Origin of the sequence: Streptomyces sp., assembly GCF_035644915.1 — a bacterium.
GTDB lineage: Bacteria > Actinomycetota > Actinomycetes > Streptomycetales > Streptomycetaceae > Streptomyces.
Window position 1 is genome coordinate 1 of sequence record NZ_DASQNP010000077.1, and the last position, 14380, is coordinate 14380.

Here is a 14380-nt window from a genome sequence, read left to right on the forward strand (position 1 = left end):
CCGACGGGCATGCGGTCATCGTGCTCTCCGAGGGCCGGCTGCTGAACCTGGGCAACGCCACCGGGCATCCGTCGTTTGTGATGTCCAACAGCTTCGCCAACCAGACGATCGCCCAGATCGAGCTGTTCACCAAGCCCGACCAGTACCCGGTCGGGGTGTATGTGCTGCCCAAGCACCTGGACGAGAAGGTGGCCCGGCTGCATCTGGAGGCCCTGGGTGCCAGGTTGACCACCCTCCGCCCGGAGCAGGCCGCCTACATCGGTGTGCCGGTCGAGGGCCCGTACAAGCCCGACCACTACCGCTACTGATGACCGGGACGAGAGAGCGGGCGAGGGACCCCTGGTTGCCGCACCGGCTGCTGCTGACCGAGCGGGACGCTCTGCTGCCGCTGCTGCGCCGTACGCCCGCCGACGAGTACGAGCGCCACACCGCCTGCCCGGGATGGACGGTGCGGGAGCTGCTGGCCCACTGCTCCGCGGCACTCCTGCGCATCGTCGAGGGACGCCTGGACGGCGCCTTCACCCCGGAGGCCAACGCGGCCGACGTGCGGGAACGTCGCGGCTGGTCCATATCCCGGATCCTGGACGAGCTGGAGGAGGGATTCACCGAGGCCGGAAAGGTGATCGCCGCGTCCGACGGGGAGCTGGACGTGATCGCACTGGGGGAGTGGGTGCATGCCGGTGACGTCCGCGACGCCCTGGCACAGCCCGGCGCCTACGACGGCCAGGGGGCGGCCGAGGCGCTGGACATCCTCACGGTCGTCAGCCGCGTCCGGTCCACCCCGCGAGTGGAGGCGACCATCAGCGACGGCTCCGCTTCCCCCCGGGGCACCCTGCTCCTGGGCAATCCGGTCGACGGGCGGCCGCCGGCGCGTCTGGAGGCGGACCTTCCGACCCTGATCCGCCTCTACGCGGGCCGGCCTGTGGTCGGCGCACGGTACGTGCTGAGCGGGGCCGAGGAGAAGGAGCTGGTGATCTACCGCTGAACACCGGCGGAACCGGAAGAGGAGGAGTACGGAAACGCGGTGATGACCGGTCGCCTTCACCCAAGAGGCGACCGGTCACGCCGTTCGTACGATCTGGAACGCCTCGGCGAGCCGTCCCGGAGGCAGCCCGCCCGCGCGGGCGTGCTCCGACAGCCAGTCCCTGAGCAGTCCGGCCAGATCCTCGAAGTGCGCCGTCTGCGACGTGTGGATGCGCAACGCCTCCACCTTGCGGTCGAAGACGGCGGTGACGTCGATGTACTGATTGGGCGTCGGACCGGTCATCAGCCAGGTCTCCGGGACGATCCACGGCCGCAGTCCCTCGTGCTTGAGCAGGGACGGGTGCGCGAAGGGATTGCGGGCGTCGGGGTAGACGGCCCGCAGGGCGGCCTCACCGACGGCCCGGTGGTCCGGGTGCAGGTCGGCGACGCGCGCCCAGTTGATCTCCGGACTGGGAATGATGACGCGCTGCGGTCTCACCTCACGGATGACCCGGCACAGATCGCGGCGCAGCTCCACACTCGGTTCCACCTTGCTGTCGGGGTAGCCGAGGAACCGGACGTCCTGCACTCCGCTGAGTTTGGCGGAGTGCACCTGCTCGGCCCGGCGGAGATCCGCCATGGCCTGCCGCGGCAGACGTTCGTCGTATCCTCCCGCGTCGCCGTCGGTGACGATGCAGTAGGTCACCTGGGTGCCGCGTTCCGCCCACTGCATGACGGTGCCGCTCACACAGAACTCGATGTCGTCGGGATGCGCGGCCACAACCAGCAGGCTGTCGGGCGCACTCCGTGCGGCCGCGCCGAAGGTGAAGTCGCTCATGCGGTCAGCCTGTTGCGTGCCGGCCGCTTCGGCAAGCGGTGGCGCATGGCCGGTTCGCGCCATGGCACTTTCGCGTCACATAAAAATTTGATAGATTCAAATTATTGATTCCGTCTGGTGTTGGTGTGTTCGGAGGTGGTCGTCATGTGCAGGATCTTCGGCTCGTTCGCTGCCGCGGCGGCAGCCCAGGACCTGGCGGTCGTCGCCAGTCGCCAGCGGCACGGCGGACCCGACGCCCACGGGGTGAGGAGGGGGCCCGGCTGGTCCCTGGGCTGCAACCGCCTCGCCGTCACCGACCCCTCCGGCGGTTCCCAGCCCTACCAACTGGACACGGCGCCGGGTGTCGTCGCGGTCTTCAACGGCGAGCTGTACAACCACCGCGAACTCCGCCGGCACCTCCGCGGACGCGGGCACGTCTTCCCCGACAACTGCGACGGCACGCTGCTGCCGGCCCTCTACGCCGAATACGGGCCGGCTTTCGCCGGTCTCCTGGAGGGCATGTTCGCCGTCGCCCTGGTCGATCTGCGCGCTGCCGGCCCCCAACTGGTCCTCGCGACCGACGACCACGGCATGAAGACGCTCTACTACCACGCCGCGCCGGACGGCGGCGTGTGCTTCGCCTCCGAACTGCCCGCGCTGCTGGCCTTCCCCCAGGTGCCCACCGAGCAGCGGGAGGAGGCGCTGGACGAGTACCTGACGACCCGCACCTGCCTGGGACAGCAGTCCGCGCTCCGCGGAATCCGCACCCTGCCCCCCGGAGCCACCGCGGTGGCGACCCGGGGCCGGGGTCTGCGCGTCCACCGCCGGCAGCCCCGCGGCGGCGGGCGTCCGCGCGCGGACCTGCTGGGCGTCCTCCGCCACGAGGTCCGCCGCCTGGCCCGCGCCGACGTCCCGGTCTGCGCCATCACCAGCGGAGGCCTGGACTCCAGCCTGGTGACCGCACTGGCCGCGGAGCACTCCTGGGAGGTACGGGGGGAGCCGCTGCACACCTTCCACCTGACCTACAAGGGCCGGTGGCCCGGAGACGAGGACGGGTTCGCCCGAGCCGTCGCCCACCGCAGCGGCACGGTCCACCACCAGATCGACGCGGACCCGGCCGAATTCGCCGAGTTGCTGCCACGCACCGTCTGGCACCTGGGGCAGCCCAACGCCGACCCCATCACGCTCAGCACCTACGCGCTGTTCCGCGCCGTCCGCAGCGAGGGCTTCACCGTCGCCCTCACCGGTGACGGCGCCGACGAGCTCTTCACCGGGTACGACAGGATGCGCGCCGCCCTGGCCGCACCGGCCCGGGCCGACTGGGTGACCCCCTACGTCACCTCGCTCGCCGCGGTCCCCCGTCCGCTGCGCGAGTCGCTCTACACCTCCGACTACCGCGCCTTCCTCGCCGACCGGGGCACGGCCGAGCAGCGGATCATCGAACAGTTGCGGTCGGCGACGGACGACCGGCACACCACACTGACGACGTTCGAGACCCTGCAGAGGCTGCCGGCGTACCACCTGCGCCGCCTGGACCACCTCAGCATGGCCTGGGCGGTGGAGGCACGGATGCCGTACCTCCAGCCGGCCGTCTCCGCACTGGCCCAGCGGCTCCCGTCCCATCTGCGCAGGGGCAAGAAGGCACTGGCGGCGGCCGCGCGGGGACTGCTGCCCGAGGCCGTGCTCCGCCGCCCGAAGCAGCCCTTCCACCTGCCCGTCGAGGCGATGCTCGTCCGCGGCACCCCCCTCATGGCCCTGGCCCAGGACATGCTGTGCCCCGGGCACCTCCGCCGCGACGGGCGCCTGTGCGAGCGCGGCGTCCGCGACCTGTTCACCACCCACCTGCGGGAGCCCACCCCGGTGACCGCCGCCGCGCTGTGGGCCCTGCTGGTCCATGAGCTGTGGAGCGAGGAACTGCGTGTCCTGCGTGCGACGCTGCCCCGCCCCGAGTCCTTCGCCGGGATGGCCGCATGAGCGTCCATCTCGCCATGGCCGAGGGCGCCCCGGGACCGACCCTGGTGCTCGACGCCGAGGAGCTTCCCGGGACGGACGCCGGTATCGCCGCCGTGCTGCGCGAGGCACGCCTCTTCCTGGGGCACGCCGAGTACGGCCCGGTCCTGAAGTTCGCACTCGTCCGCTCCTCCCCATGGCCCGGGTACGACCTGGACTACCGCTTCGTCCAGGGCCTGGCACGGGACCCGGGGGAGTTCTCCTTCGACAGCAGTTGCGGACACTCCCTCCTGGCCGCCGTGGCCACCAGGGCCGCGGGCCGGCCACTGCGCGTCCGGGTCCTCAACACCGGGGACTCGGTGGTGTGCGAACGGGCCCGGGACGGCACCTACACCCTGCATTTCCTCCCGGACACGGCGCCGCCGCTGCCGTGGTTGCTGCCCACCGGCCGGGCCACCGACGCCCTGGTCACCGACGAGGGGGTGCTGACGGGCTCCGCGGTCCGGTTCGGCAACCCCTATGTGTTCGTCGCCGCGGCGGACCTGGGACTGCGCGGGGCCCGGACCCTGTTCGGGGCCGGCCCCGACGTCCTGGCGCGCCTGGAGCGGCTGCGGACGGCGGCGCGCGCGATGCTGCGGCTCCCCGAAGGCAGCCTCCTGCCCAAGATCGCCGTGCTGGCGGCCGGCCGGCCGGGACTGCTGACCGCCCGGTCCCTCACCGAGCCCGGATGGCACCCCGCCTTCGCGCTCACCGGGCTCGCCTGCCTGGCCGCGGCCGTCGCCATCGACGGAACGATCCCGCACCGCCTGGCACGTTCCGCCGGGTGCGGGCCGAGCCCCCTGGCCGTCGAGACCCCCTCCGGGACCGTGTCGGTCACCCTGGAGACCTCCGCCCCGTCCGGCGGGGACCCCCGGCGCCTCCGGCGCGTCAGCGTCGGAGGCAAACGTGTTCGAGTACTGGAGACGGGCCTCCGGCTGCCGTGGCGCATCCACGCCACTGCGTGAACCTGCCTCTTCCGCACGCAGATCTCCTCCGCGTCGTCTGTCAGGATTTTCGGGAACATTCAGCCGAGCGGGGAGAGCTGGACGGTATGAAATTCGAGAATCTGCGTGTCGTCGTCACCGGCGCCTCCCGTGAGTTCGGGCGCGCCCTCGCCATCGGGTTCGCGCACCTGGGGGCCGAGGTGTTCGTCTCGGCCCGTACGGTCGAGGCGGCCGAGCGCACCCTGGCGGACGTCATGGGATCGGCCCGCGACCGTATTCACGCCTTCGGCTGCGACCTCAGCCGCCCGGCGGAGATCCGGGAATTCGCTCGGCAAGTGGGTGAGTACACCGACCGGATCGACCTGTTGGTCAACAACGGGGCGCGGTGGCTGGACGGCACCGAGCTCGACGACGCCTCGGACGCCCAGATCGTGGAGACCATCGAATCCACCGCGGGCGGCACCGTATTGATGGTCAAACACTTCCTGCCGCTGCTGCGCGCGTCCCAGCGGCCGGACATCGTCAACATGGTCGCGGTCCGCGGCCCCGACCTGGCGGGAAGGTCGACGGCGCACGACGCCTTCTACGCCGCGAAGAGCGCGCAGGCGGGATTCGCCGACATTCTCTCCCACCGGCTCCGGCCCTCCGGGGTCCGCGTTTTCTCGCTCTACCCGCCCGACTTCTCCACCTCCGACCCCCGGTCCGTGGAATGGGAGGGAATAGGCGGGGACCCCGACGAGAAACTCACCACTCAGGCGCTTTTCGAATGCATCGTCTACGCGATCGAGCAGCCGCGGGACTGCTTCATCCGCTCCTTCCACTTCGAGCCCCGCTAGTCAGCAGGATCAAGGAGGTCCGCCCATGAGCAGCCCGCTCTGGATCACCGCGACCCCGCCCGCCTCCCACGGCGAGCTCCACATAGGGCACCTGGCCGGGCCCTATGTCGCCGCCGACGTGCTCAGCCGCTACCTGCGCGCGGACGGCCGGTCCGTCCTCTTCGTCACCGGAACCTCCGACCACAACAGCTCCGTCGAGCTGCGTGCCCTGCGGGACGGACGCAAACCCCAGGAGGTCGCGGAGGGGTACCGCCAGGCCATATGCGCGGATCTGCTGCGCGCCGGAGTCGAGTTCGACCTGATCACCGAACCCCGCTCCTCCGCCGAATACCGCCAGTGGGTGCAGAACCTCTTCTCCCGCCTCCGCGCCGACGGCGTCATCGCCCCCCGCACCCGGCTGATGCCCTACTGCGAGCCGTGCGGACGCTGGCTGTACGGAGCCCACGCGGCCGGCGAGTGCCCGCACTGCGGGCAGCCCTGCACAGGGGGGATCTGCTACGCCTGCGCGCGGCCCAACGACTGCGGTGAACTCCTCTCCCCCCGCTGCTCCCTGTGCGACACCCCGGCCGCACTGCGCCGCTGCCGCCGTCTGTACCTGCCGCTGGAACCCTTCCGCGACCAGCTCGCCGACCACTGGCGGACCAGCGACCTCCCGCCGCGGGTGGCCGCGCTGTGCGAAGGGCTCGCCGAGGACGGGCTGCCCGACATCGCCGTCTGCCACCCGGCCGACTGGGGACTGCCGGTTCCCGGCGACGACTTCCCCGACCACCGTCTCGACGTCTGCTTCGAAGACGTCGCGATGCACCTCTACGGCTGCTGGCCGGACCACCGGACGACGCCGGAGGAGACCGTCCATTTCTGCGGCGCCGGCCACGTCTTCTGCCAGGCCGTCCTGCTGCCCGTGCTCGTCATGGCCCAGGGGGTGAAGCTGAGGCACTCCTTCTGCGTCAGCGAATCCCTCCACATCGAGGACAGCCGCACCGGCCGGCGTTCCGCCGTCTGGGCCCTGGACCTGCTCACGGAATTCGGCTCCGACACCCTGCGCCGCCATGTGCTGCAGACACGGCCGACCGGCAGGGCCATGCCGTTCAGCCGCTCGGACCTGGAGCGGACGCGCCAGTTACTGGACGCCACCTGGAACGGCTGGCTGGGCAGACTCTTCGCCACGGTCCGGGAGGAGTCCGCCGGCCTGGTGCCGGACGCCGCGCCCGGGGGAGCGGGCTGGACCATCCTCCACGAGCGGATGCTCCGCACCGCCGGGGAACTGCGCGAGGCCTACGAGCCGCAGTCGTTCGACCCCCGCCGCGCCGTCGCCCTGCTGGACGAAGTCGTCCGCTCCGCCGACGACTTCGGCCACATCAACGCGTACGAGCGGCACCGCCCCGCGGGGTACGGCTCCTGCACGCCCGCGATCGTGGCTCAGCTCCAGGTGGCCGGAGCGCTGGCCGCCTGGGCCCGCCCGGTGATGCCGGAGGGAGCCGACCGCCTGGCGGCCGCGCTCGGGCTTCCGGCAGGGCGTGCCGTCACCGCCGACGCCCTCACCGCACCCGCAGCCGACACCCGGTTGTCGCCACCGACGGGCCCGATCTTCGGGTTCTGACCCTTCGCCTTTGGCTGCCTCCCATCGGGCTCCGGAGCTTCCACGCCTCGGGGCCCGTCTGTTTGCCGCGTGCCGTCCCGGTCCCCACGGCGGCGGCACGCGCCCCGACCGTCGAGGAGAACACATGTCCGCCACCAGCGCGCGGCCGCTCCGTGTCGCCATGCTCAGCGTCCACACCTCACCGCTGCACCAGCCCGGCACGGGCGACGCGGGCGGGATGAACGTGTACATCGTCGAACTCTCGCGGAGCCTGTCCCGGCTCGGCGCCGAGATCGACGTCTTCACCCGGTGCCGGGGCGAGGGCCTGCCGGCGCGGGTGCCCCTGGCTCCCGGGACGACCGTGCGCCATCTGCACGCCGGCCCCTGTCGTGCCGTGGCCAAGGAGGACCTGCCCGGCACGCTGGACGACTTCTCGCAGGCCCTGCTGCGCGCCGCGGCCGAGGACGGCCGCCCCTACGACCTGGTCCACTCCCACTACTGGCTGTCCGGGCAGGTGGGCCGGAACGTGACCCGGCGGTGGGGGGTTCCGCTGGTGCACACCATGCACACGCTGGGCCGGGTGAAGAACGCCTCACTCGCCGAGGGCGACCGCCCCGAACCCCCGGAGCGCATCCTCGGCGAGCACCAGGTCGTGGACGCCGCGGAACGGCTGGTGGCCAACACCGCCGACGAGGCGGAGGCCCTCCAGCGGCTGTACGGGGCTGCTCCGGCCCGCACCGACGTCGTACACCCCGGAGTCGACCTCCGTACCTTCCACCCCGGTGCGGGCCGGCAGGCCGCCCGCCGGCGCCTGGGCCTGCCGCAGGACGCCTTCATACCGCTGTTCGTGGGGCGCATACAGCCCCTGAAGGGGCCGGACGTGCTGATCGAGGCCGTCGGGGAACTCGTCCGTCTGGATCCCGGGCTCGGCGAACGCCTGGTCGTCCCCGTCGTGGGCGGGCTGAGCGGCACGGGGCTGCGCGCCCCGGACCGGCTGAGGGAGCTGTGCACCGCGCTGGGTGTCGGGGACGTGGTCCGTTTCGAGGCGCCGGTGGGCCAGGACGTGCTGGCGCACTGGTACCGCGCCGCCGACGTCCTGGTGGTGCCCTCGCGCAGTGAATCGTTCGGCCTGGTCGCCCTGGAAGCCCAGGCCTGCGGGACTCCCGTGCTCGCCGCCGACGTGGGCGGGCTGCCGACCGCCGTGTGGGAGGGCGTGTCGGGCCTGCTGGTCCGGGGCCACCGCCCGGAGGATTACGCCCGGCGGCTGCTGACCCTGGCCCGGGCTCCGGAACTGGTGAAGGCCATGGGACAGGCCGGCGTCCGGCACGCATCGGGCATGGCATGGGATCTGGCCGCGGCCCGGACGCTCGCCGTGTACCAACGGGCCGCTGAGGCCGTGGGGCGGAGGTGGGCAGGGGCGGCGGCACGCCCCTGCCCGAGCGGGGCCCTGTCCCTGGAGGCGCCAGGGGCCCGCCGGCTCAAGGGAGAGAGCCGCTACCAGGAGAGTACCATATTTTTTGCCGGATCAAATATTGGCTCGGGCGTGGGCGGCTGATTCACCGGAGGATTTCAGCCGTTTCCTTTCCGGCGTCCTTGACAGGCTTGTGTCATGGCGTGTGTGCGACGCGAACGAGCCTGGAACCGACAGCGGTGAGGCGGGATCATTTAAGCGTCCCCCTGAGGAGCTCCCGGCGGCACGGGAGAGGGGTAGACGAGCAAACCCGTACATCACCCTGGAGGACCTCCATGCCTTCGTACAGCGAGATCGTTTTCGCTATGCGTCGCCTGGCCGTCGCCACGGTTCTGTGCGCATCTGTGGCCGGCTCCGCCGCACTGGCCGCCCTGCACGAGCAGTCGATCGGCCTCCCCGACGCGGTGACGGCGGCCGACATCGACTGGCCGCCGACCGCAGCGTACGGCGGCGACATCGACTGGCCGCCCCTGCCCCCGCAGGGCTAGCGACAGTCGGGGCACTCGCCCTTGAACACCAGCTCGGTGCCCGTCAGGCGCCAACCGTGCAGGCTCTTGCGCGAAGGCGCGGGAGCCTGCACGTCCACGTTCACCACGCGTCCGCAGCGCGTGCACAGCGCATGGTGATGAGGGTCGGACATCATCTCGAAAACAGCGGGCAGACCGGGACGGTCGAATTTGGTCACCAATCCGGTCTCAAGAAAGTGCTTCAGCATTTCGTAGACCGCCTGGCTGGTAAGAGTCCCCAGGCGTTTACGCGCGGCGGAGGCGATTTCCTCCACCTCCATGTGGTCGTTCTCCTGAAGTACCTGGAGAACTTCCAGGCGCGGCCCGGTCACCCGCAGGCCGACATCGCGCAGCTGCTGAATCGCCGCCTCGCGCTGCTCCGGCAGTACGTCGCGCTTCATGTCTCCGCCAAGTGGTCCGGCCAAAAGTTTGTGTCCATCGTACATCTTGGCCGGACAGGTGACGGGGGCTAATCGAGCCAGCCCAGCCGGGTCGCCTTCACCCCGGCCTCGAAGCGGCTGCTGGCGCCCAGCTCCTGCATCACCTCGGAGAGCAGACGGCTGACGGTGCGCAGGGACACGCCCAGGTTGCGCGCGATCTTCTCGTCCTTCATGCCGGTGGCCAGCATGCGCAGCGCCGCGCGCTGCTGCTCGGTCAGCCCGTCCCCGCCGCGCTCGGCGTTCTCCTCCTCGCCGAACGCCGACGAGGTGTGCCAGCAGTACTCGTACACGGCCAGGTACGACCGCACCAGCGCCGGCCCCCTGGCCAGGATCGCTCCGGCGGTGTGGTCGTCCGGGTTCGCCGGAAGCAGGGCGAACTGCTGGTCGCCGAGGATCATGTTCATGGGCACGACGGGGGAGAGCCGGACCTCCACGCCGACCTCGACCTGGTTCCGGAAGAATTCCGCGAGTGTCGGCACGGACGCGAACCGCTGGTTGTAGATGACCCGTACGCGCACTCCCTCGTCCACCATCCGCTTGTCCCGGCCCAGCGACCGGTCGAGCGTGCTGGTGTCGATGGCGCCCGGGTGCATGGAGACGATGGAGTCGTGCACGACGTCCAGCATGTCCTCGACGACCTGCTGGATGCGCCGGTAGTCGGTCAGTACCTCGACCTCGACCTCGGAGTCGGTGACGGAACCGGCCCGTAAGAAACGGCCGGCCAGCGTCTCCAGCATGGTGTAGGCCTGGTCGGCCTGCCGCAGCCGTTCGCGCAGCATTCCCTGCTCCTGCTCCAGCAGGCGCAGGAAGGCCACCTCGGGGGCGATGACGGTGACGGCGTCGTCGGCGTCCTCGTGCCTCCAGCCGGGATTCGCCTCCAGACCGTCGGTGTGCAGCGATGCGGTGGCCACGATCAGACCGAGCCGCTCCAACTCGTCCCGGTGCCGGGCGGCCTCGTGCGCCTTCAGACCCAACTCGTCCGCCACCGCGGTGAATCCCGCGGCTCCGCGTGCCCGCAGCGCCTGGTAGAGGCGGAGTGCGACGTCTTGTGAACCGGCGCGTCCGCCAGCACCAGATCTGGACACGTTGCGGTAATCCCCCCTCGCCCGTCCTTACCGCACTCCATGCGACCCGCACTTGTCCCAGGAGAAGGCCTGTCTCCGGCCATTCCGCGGCCTCGGTCACCCCATCATGCGCCAGGGCGGCAAATCAAGAGCACATGTTCGGTCACGGAGTCGATCCGATGACGGCAGCGCTGGGCGACGCACATGCCCGCCTCGCGGATGTCACGGGCCAGCCGCTCCGGATCGACCAGCCACTTGTGCGTGGTCAGGGTCCGCAGATGGACGCCCCGGGGGGTGGAACAGCGGCAGTAGTAGGTGATCCGCTCGCTCATGTCGGCCAGGTCGAAGACCTGTCTGGCCACGACCGTCTCGGTCACCCCGTCGAAGCGCGGCACCCGGAACGCGAACGCGCGGCGCGGACGTTCGGCCAGCCGGGCCGGCGCGTGGTCCGGGAAGTCCAGGGCCAGGAGCCCTCCCGTGCCCAGGTGGGAGGCTATCTCGCGCAGAAGCGCCGGGCGTGCGTGGGGAGGCACCGCAGTGATCATCGCTCCGGCCAGCACTGCCAGTTGGTACCGGCCGCGCAACCGCAGTTCGGTCAGATCGGCCCGCACCGTGGTCACCAGCCGGTCGGTGCGGGGGCCGATCCGCCGGGCCCACTGCCGCAGCCGCAGCAGACTGGGACCGTCCCGGTCCACGGCCACCACGGCGAAACCGTGCCGGGCGAAGGGGACGGCCAGCCGTCCTGCCCCCGACCCCAGGTCGAGCACGGGGCCACCGGTGGCACGGACCAGGCCGAGGTAGCCGACTATGTCGGCGCTGTACGGCCCCAACAGGGCGTCGTGCAGCCACAGGGTGTCCGGCCCCTGGGCGGACACGCACTCCAGGCCGGGCAGCCACAGGGCGCCGGAACCGTCCTCGGCGGACAAGGACGGCAGGGTACGGGCGCCGCCGTCGCGCTCCAACTCCGGAAGAGCCGCGTGAACGCCGTCATCCGAGAGATCGAGCAGGGCCGACACGGTGGTGCTCGTCTGCGTGTCCATCGCTCCTCCAGGGTCCTCGGCCGTACCCCTGCCGTCCAGGAGCGGCGCCCGTGCCGCCGGGCCCGCGCCCCGGAGGAAATCGTGACCCGCGGCCGACTCCGGGTGCTACCCGGAGTCGCTGCGTGTCCACGCGATGGCGTGGATCTGCCACCCCGGAGGAGTGACCCGTTCAGAAGGCGCGTACGTAACGCGCGCTGCCGGAGGACTCCTTCGCCGGGCGGAAGCCGTGCCGCTCCAGGAAGGGCAGAGCCGGATCCCGGGGAGAGTGCAGGGAGATCCACTGGTGGTGGGCTCCGGCTCCGTACTGCTGCTCGCTCAGCGCGGCCAGCAGTGCGCTGCCGATGCCCTCGCGCCGGCGCTCCGCGGTCACGCACAGGCAGTACACCTCACCGGCCCCGGCCTCGGCGACGCCGCCGGCCGCCACGCCCAGCACCTGCCCGTCCGGCTCCACCGCGACAAGCCATCCCTGCCACCCCGGTCCGCTGCCGGGCGCACCAATTTCCGTACGAATGCGGGACAGCGAGCAGTAGCGGCTGACGAGGCGTTCCACCTCGGCTTTCCCGAGCAGTTCCAGGTAACTGTCCCGTAGTGAGTCGGCCATCACCCGGGACACCGCGGAGGCCTCGGACACAACCGCCGACCGCACTTCCACCTGGCCCATGACGCTCATCCCTCCTGTGGGCGAAGTCGCCCGGCAGCGGTACACGATAGCCCCGTTGACGGTGATGCATACAGGCCTTCCGGGAAGAACTTAACAAGGCCTTCATGATTCGAGTGATCTCTTTTCGAGAAAGTTCCCGAACCGGTCCTGCAGTTCTACGAAATTACTTAGTAAATCAGTAGGCGGATAACTAGATTGAGCAGCACGCCGCAAGTACGGGAATGACCGTCGCGCTCATCACCAGGATCGTGAGTGCGCCGCACGCGGCCGCACAGCGCGGTCGGCCCGGCGCCAGAATGCGGCGCACCCGCAGTGCGGCGGACAGACCCCCCAGCGCGAACGTTCCCTGCGGGACCTGTCCGGCGGCCGTCTCGTACAGGGCCACCACGAGCTCCTGGCGTGTGCACCGCCGCAGCACACGGTCGTCGGCCGCCATCTCCAGCAGCAGGGGAACCTCCCGGCGCAGGCTGCCTCCGAGCGGAAGCCACCGGTAGGCGGTGCCGAGGGCCTGCGCCGCGATGAACAGCAGATGGTGTCGCCCGGTCAGATGGGCCCGCTCGTGCTCCACCGCTGCCGACAACTGCCTGGTGTTCAGGGCGCGTACGGCACCGGAACTCACCACGATCTCCGGCGGCCGGCCGGGCAGGCAGTAGACCGCCGGGATCTCGTGGTCGAGGATGGTCACACCGAGTTGGGCGGACCGCCGTCCGACGAGCCGCAGTATCTGCGCGTGCCGGATGCGCGATCTCCGGGTCCGCATGCCCTCGCGGATCAGGGCCCCGCCCGGAGGTCCGACGGCCGCGGCCGCCGAGACTCCCACGACCGCCGACAGGTACCAGTCGGCCGGCGTGCGCTCCGAATCGGCCGCACACGCCAGGAGAAGTCCCAGCGCGTCCTGCGCCCCCGCCAGGAACAGCAGCAACTGAGCCAGGACGAGTCCCCCTGAGAACGTCAGCGCGCCCGCCAGAGCCAGCCACACACCGATGGCGAGTCTCGGCGCGTGGTGGGTCCAGCGGGCGCGGGCGAGGAGGAGCGGCGCGACCACTCCGGCGCCTGCGGCGATTCCCAGCGGAGGCAGCAGGTGGTGGATCACAGGGAACCTTCCCGCCCGGTGGAACGGAGTGCCGCCCTGAGCGCCTCGACGTCCTCGGGCGACATGCGCTCGACGAAACGCATCAGTGCGGCCTGACGGTCCTCGGTGTGCCCCAGGGCCTCACGCATCAGACCGGCGGTGTACTCCTCACGGCTGTAGAGCGGCTGGTACATCCAGGCTCGCCCCGCCTTCTCACGGCGCAGCATGCCCTTGCGGTGCAGGATGTCCGCGACGGTCATCACCGTGGTGTACGCCACCGGCCGGACCAGGTTGATGTCGTCAACGAGTTCGCGGACGGTAGCCGCTCTGCGCCACCGCCAGAGCCGATCCATGATCTCGGCTTCCAAATCGCCCAGCCGGCGCACTCTTCCCCCTCCTGCGGCCCCGCGGTCGCGGCCGAGCCACATCGTACGGCCATACCCTCCGGTCACGACCGGACGAGCCGCGCGATGGCTCGCGATGCCTCACTCACCTTCTCCCGCGCCGTGTCCCCGCCGCGTCCGATGGCCTCGCTGACGCAGCAGCTGAGGTGCTCGTCCAGGAGTGCGAGGGCGCAGGACTGGAGGGCCGCGTTGGTCGCGGACACCTGGGTGAGCACGTCGATGCAGTAGGCGTCCTGCTCGACCATCCGCTGCAGTCCGCGCACCTGGCCCTCGATCCTGCGCAAGCGCCTGAGGATGTCGTCCTTGTGCTTCTCGTAACCGGTCATCGGTGCCTCATCTCATGAGAATCCAGCGGGGAACGGCATGGGTACGAGGACGGGGCCGGGGCGGTGTGCCCCGGCCCCTGGGTGTGGTGCGGACGTCGGTTTCCGGGCGTGGTGGTCAGGCTTCGGCGCGGAAGGTGCGCAGCCGCAGGCTGTTGGTGACGACGAAGACCGAGGAGAAGGCCATCGCGGCGCCGGCGATCATGGGGTTGAGCAGGCCGGCGGCGGCCAGCGGCAGGGCGGCGACGTTGTAGGCGAAGGCCCAGAACAG

Annotated in this window: 16 protein-coding genes; 8 read left to right on the forward strand and 8 right to left on the reverse strand. The window is 70.9% G+C overall.

What is annotated here, in order from left to right:
* Both VE546_RS08695 and VE546_RS08700 read left to right on the forward strand, forming a co-directional pair.
* The coding region (locus tag VE546_RS08695) for an adenosylhomocysteinase (RefSeq protein ID WP_324920338.1) at nt 1-308 on the forward strand (308 nt) is incomplete at its 5' end.
* Nucleotides 308-985: a maleylpyruvate isomerase family mycothiol-dependent enzyme gene (locus VE546_RS08700; protein ID WP_324920340.1), complete on the forward strand. Its 678-nt coding sequence runs from the start codon at nt 308-310 to the stop codon at nt 983-985. The genes VE546_RS08695 and VE546_RS08700, both read left to right, overlap by 1 nt.
* A 75-nt stretch (nt 986-1060) precedes the next feature.
* Here the strand turns inward: VE546_RS08700 and VE546_RS08705 are convergent, their stop codons facing one another.
* Entirely contained in the window at nt 1061-1801 is a 741-nt protein-coding gene (locus VE546_RS08705; protein WP_324920342.1) for a PIG-L deacetylase family protein, read from the reverse strand.
* A 144-nt stretch (nt 1802-1945) separates the two neighbouring features.
* Here VE546_RS08705 and asnB point away from each other — a divergent pair, with 144 nt between their 5' ends.
* The 6 genes from asnB (at nt 1946) to VE546_RS08735 (ending at nt 9087) form a co-directional block, all read left to right on the forward strand.
* Nucleotides 1946-3754 (forward strand): asparagine synthase (glutamine-hydrolyzing), encoded by a 1809-nt coding sequence (asnB, locus tag VE546_RS08710; protein WP_324920344.1) that lies wholly within the window; start codon nt 1946-1948, stop codon nt 3752-3754.
* Nucleotides 3751-4734, forward strand: a complete 984-nt coding sequence (locus tag VE546_RS08715; RefSeq protein WP_324920346.1) for a PrpF domain-containing protein — start codon at nt 3751-3753, stop codon at nt 4732-4734. The genes asnB and VE546_RS08715 overlap by 4 nt, the downstream gene beginning before the upstream one ends.
* 86 nt (nt 4735-4820) lie before the next feature.
* Nucleotides 4821-5549 (forward strand): SDR family oxidoreductase, encoded by a 729-nt coding sequence (locus tag VE546_RS08720; RefSeq protein ID WP_324920348.1) that lies wholly within the window; start codon nt 4821-4823, stop codon nt 5547-5549.
* Nucleotides 5550-5574: 25 nt separating this feature from the next.
* Entirely contained in the window at nt 5575-7149 is a 1575-nt protein-coding gene (locus VE546_RS08725; protein WP_324920350.1) for a class I tRNA ligase family protein, read from the forward strand.
* 124 nt (nt 7150-7273) lie between these two features.
* The gene (gene mshA, locus VE546_RS08730) at nt 7274-8683 is read left to right on the forward strand and encodes a D-inositol-3-phosphate glycosyltransferase (protein WP_324920352.1); all 1410 of its coding nucleotides are present in this window, start codon (nt 7274-7276) and stop codon (nt 8681-8683) included.
* Nucleotides 8684-8874: 191 nt separating this feature from the next.
* The gene (locus VE546_RS08735; RefSeq protein ID WP_324920354.1) at nt 8875-9087 is read left to right on the forward strand and encodes a hypothetical protein; all 213 of its coding nucleotides are present in this window, start codon (nt 8875-8877) and stop codon (nt 9085-9087) included.
* Here VE546_RS08735 and VE546_RS08740 read toward each other — a convergent pair.
* The 7 genes from VE546_RS08740 to VE546_RS08770 all read right to left on the reverse strand — a co-directional run bounded on the left by VE546_RS08740 (nt 9084) and on the right by VE546_RS08770 (nt 14112).
* A complete protein-coding gene (locus VE546_RS08740) occupies nt 9084-9506 on the reverse strand; it encodes a Fur family transcriptional regulator (RefSeq protein WP_324920356.1) in 423 nt (140 codons plus the stop codon). The two genes, VE546_RS08735 and VE546_RS08740, sit on opposite strands and share 4 nt — an antisense overlap.
* 68 nt (nt 9507-9574) lie before the next feature.
* A complete protein-coding gene (locus VE546_RS08745; protein WP_324920357.1) occupies nt 9575-10531 on the reverse strand; it encodes a helix-turn-helix transcriptional regulator in 957 nt (318 codons plus the stop codon).
* 203 nt (nt 10532-10734) lie between these two features.
* Nucleotides 10735-11649 (reverse strand): class I SAM-dependent methyltransferase, encoded by a 915-nt coding sequence (locus VE546_RS08750; protein ID WP_324920358.1) that lies wholly within the window; start codon nt 11647-11649, stop codon nt 10735-10737.
* A gap of 169 nt (nt 11650-11818) precedes the next feature.
* Nucleotides 11819-12310 carry a GNAT family N-acetyltransferase gene (locus VE546_RS08755; RefSeq protein WP_324920360.1) on the reverse strand — a complete coding sequence of 164 codons (492 nt, stop codon included), beginning with the start codon at nt 12308-12310 and terminating at the stop codon, nt 11819-11821.
* A gap of 190 nt (nt 12311-12500) precedes the next feature.
* Entirely contained in the window at nt 12501-13403 is a 903-nt protein-coding gene (locus VE546_RS08760) for a M56 family metallopeptidase (RefSeq protein ID WP_324920362.1), read from the reverse strand.
* Nucleotides 13400-13768, reverse strand: coding sequence for a BlaI/MecI/CopY family transcriptional regulator (locus VE546_RS08765; protein ID WP_324920363.1), 369 nt, complete (start codon nt 13766-13768; stop codon nt 13400-13402). The genes VE546_RS08760 and VE546_RS08765 overlap by 4 nt, the downstream gene beginning before the upstream one ends.
* Nucleotides 13769-13830: 62 nt before the next feature.
* Nucleotides 13831-14112 (reverse strand): metal-sensitive transcriptional regulator, encoded by a 282-nt coding sequence (locus VE546_RS08770; protein WP_324920365.1) that lies wholly within the window; start codon nt 14110-14112, stop codon nt 13831-13833.
* Nucleotides 14113-14380 lie beyond the last annotated feature (268 nt).

Excerpts from the sequence above, each read along its gene's own strand:
- VE546_RS08720 (WP_324920348.1), top strand. The coding sequence starts at position 4,821 with ATGAAATTCGAGAATCTGCGTGTCGTCGTCACCGGCGCCTCCCGTGAG.
- VE546_RS08740 (WP_324920356.1), bottom strand. The coding sequence starts at position 9,506 with ATGAAGCGCGACGTACTGCCGGAGCAGCGCGAGGCGGCGATTCAGCAG.
- VE546_RS08700 (WP_324920340.1), top strand. The coding sequence starts at position 308 with ATGACCGGGACGAGAGAGCGGGCGAGGGACCCCTGGTTGCCGCACCGG.
- mshA (WP_324920352.1), top strand. The coding sequence starts at position 7,274 with ATGTCCGCCACCAGCGCGCGGCCGCTCCGTGTCGCCATGCTCAGCGTC.
- VE546_RS08770 (WP_324920365.1), bottom strand. The coding sequence starts at position 14,112 with ATGACCGGTTACGAGAAGCACAAGGACGACATCCTCAGGCGCTTGCGC.
- VE546_RS08750 (WP_324920358.1), bottom strand. The coding sequence starts at position 11,649 with ATGGACACGCAGACGAGCACCACCGTGTCGGCCCTGCTCGATCTCTCG.
- asnB (WP_324920344.1), top strand. The coding sequence starts at position 1,946 with ATGTGCAGGATCTTCGGCTCGTTCGCTGCCGCGGCGGCAGCCCAGGAC.
- VE546_RS08715 (WP_324920346.1), top strand. The coding sequence starts at position 3,751 with ATGAGCGTCCATCTCGCCATGGCCGAGGGCGCCCCGGGACCGACCCTG.
- VE546_RS08725 (WP_324920350.1), top strand. The coding sequence starts at position 5,575 with ATGAGCAGCCCGCTCTGGATCACCGCGACCCCGCCCGCCTCCCACGGC.
- VE546_RS08735 (WP_324920354.1), top strand. The coding sequence starts at position 8,875 with ATGCCTTCGTACAGCGAGATCGTTTTCGCTATGCGTCGCCTGGCCGTC.
- VE546_RS08755 (WP_324920360.1), bottom strand. The coding sequence starts at position 12,310 with ATGGGCCAGGTGGAAGTGCGGTCGGCGGTTGTGTCCGAGGCCTCCGCG.
- VE546_RS08705 (WP_324920342.1), bottom strand. The coding sequence starts at position 1,801 with ATGAGCGACTTCACCTTCGGCGCGGCCGCACGGAGTGCGCCCGACAGC.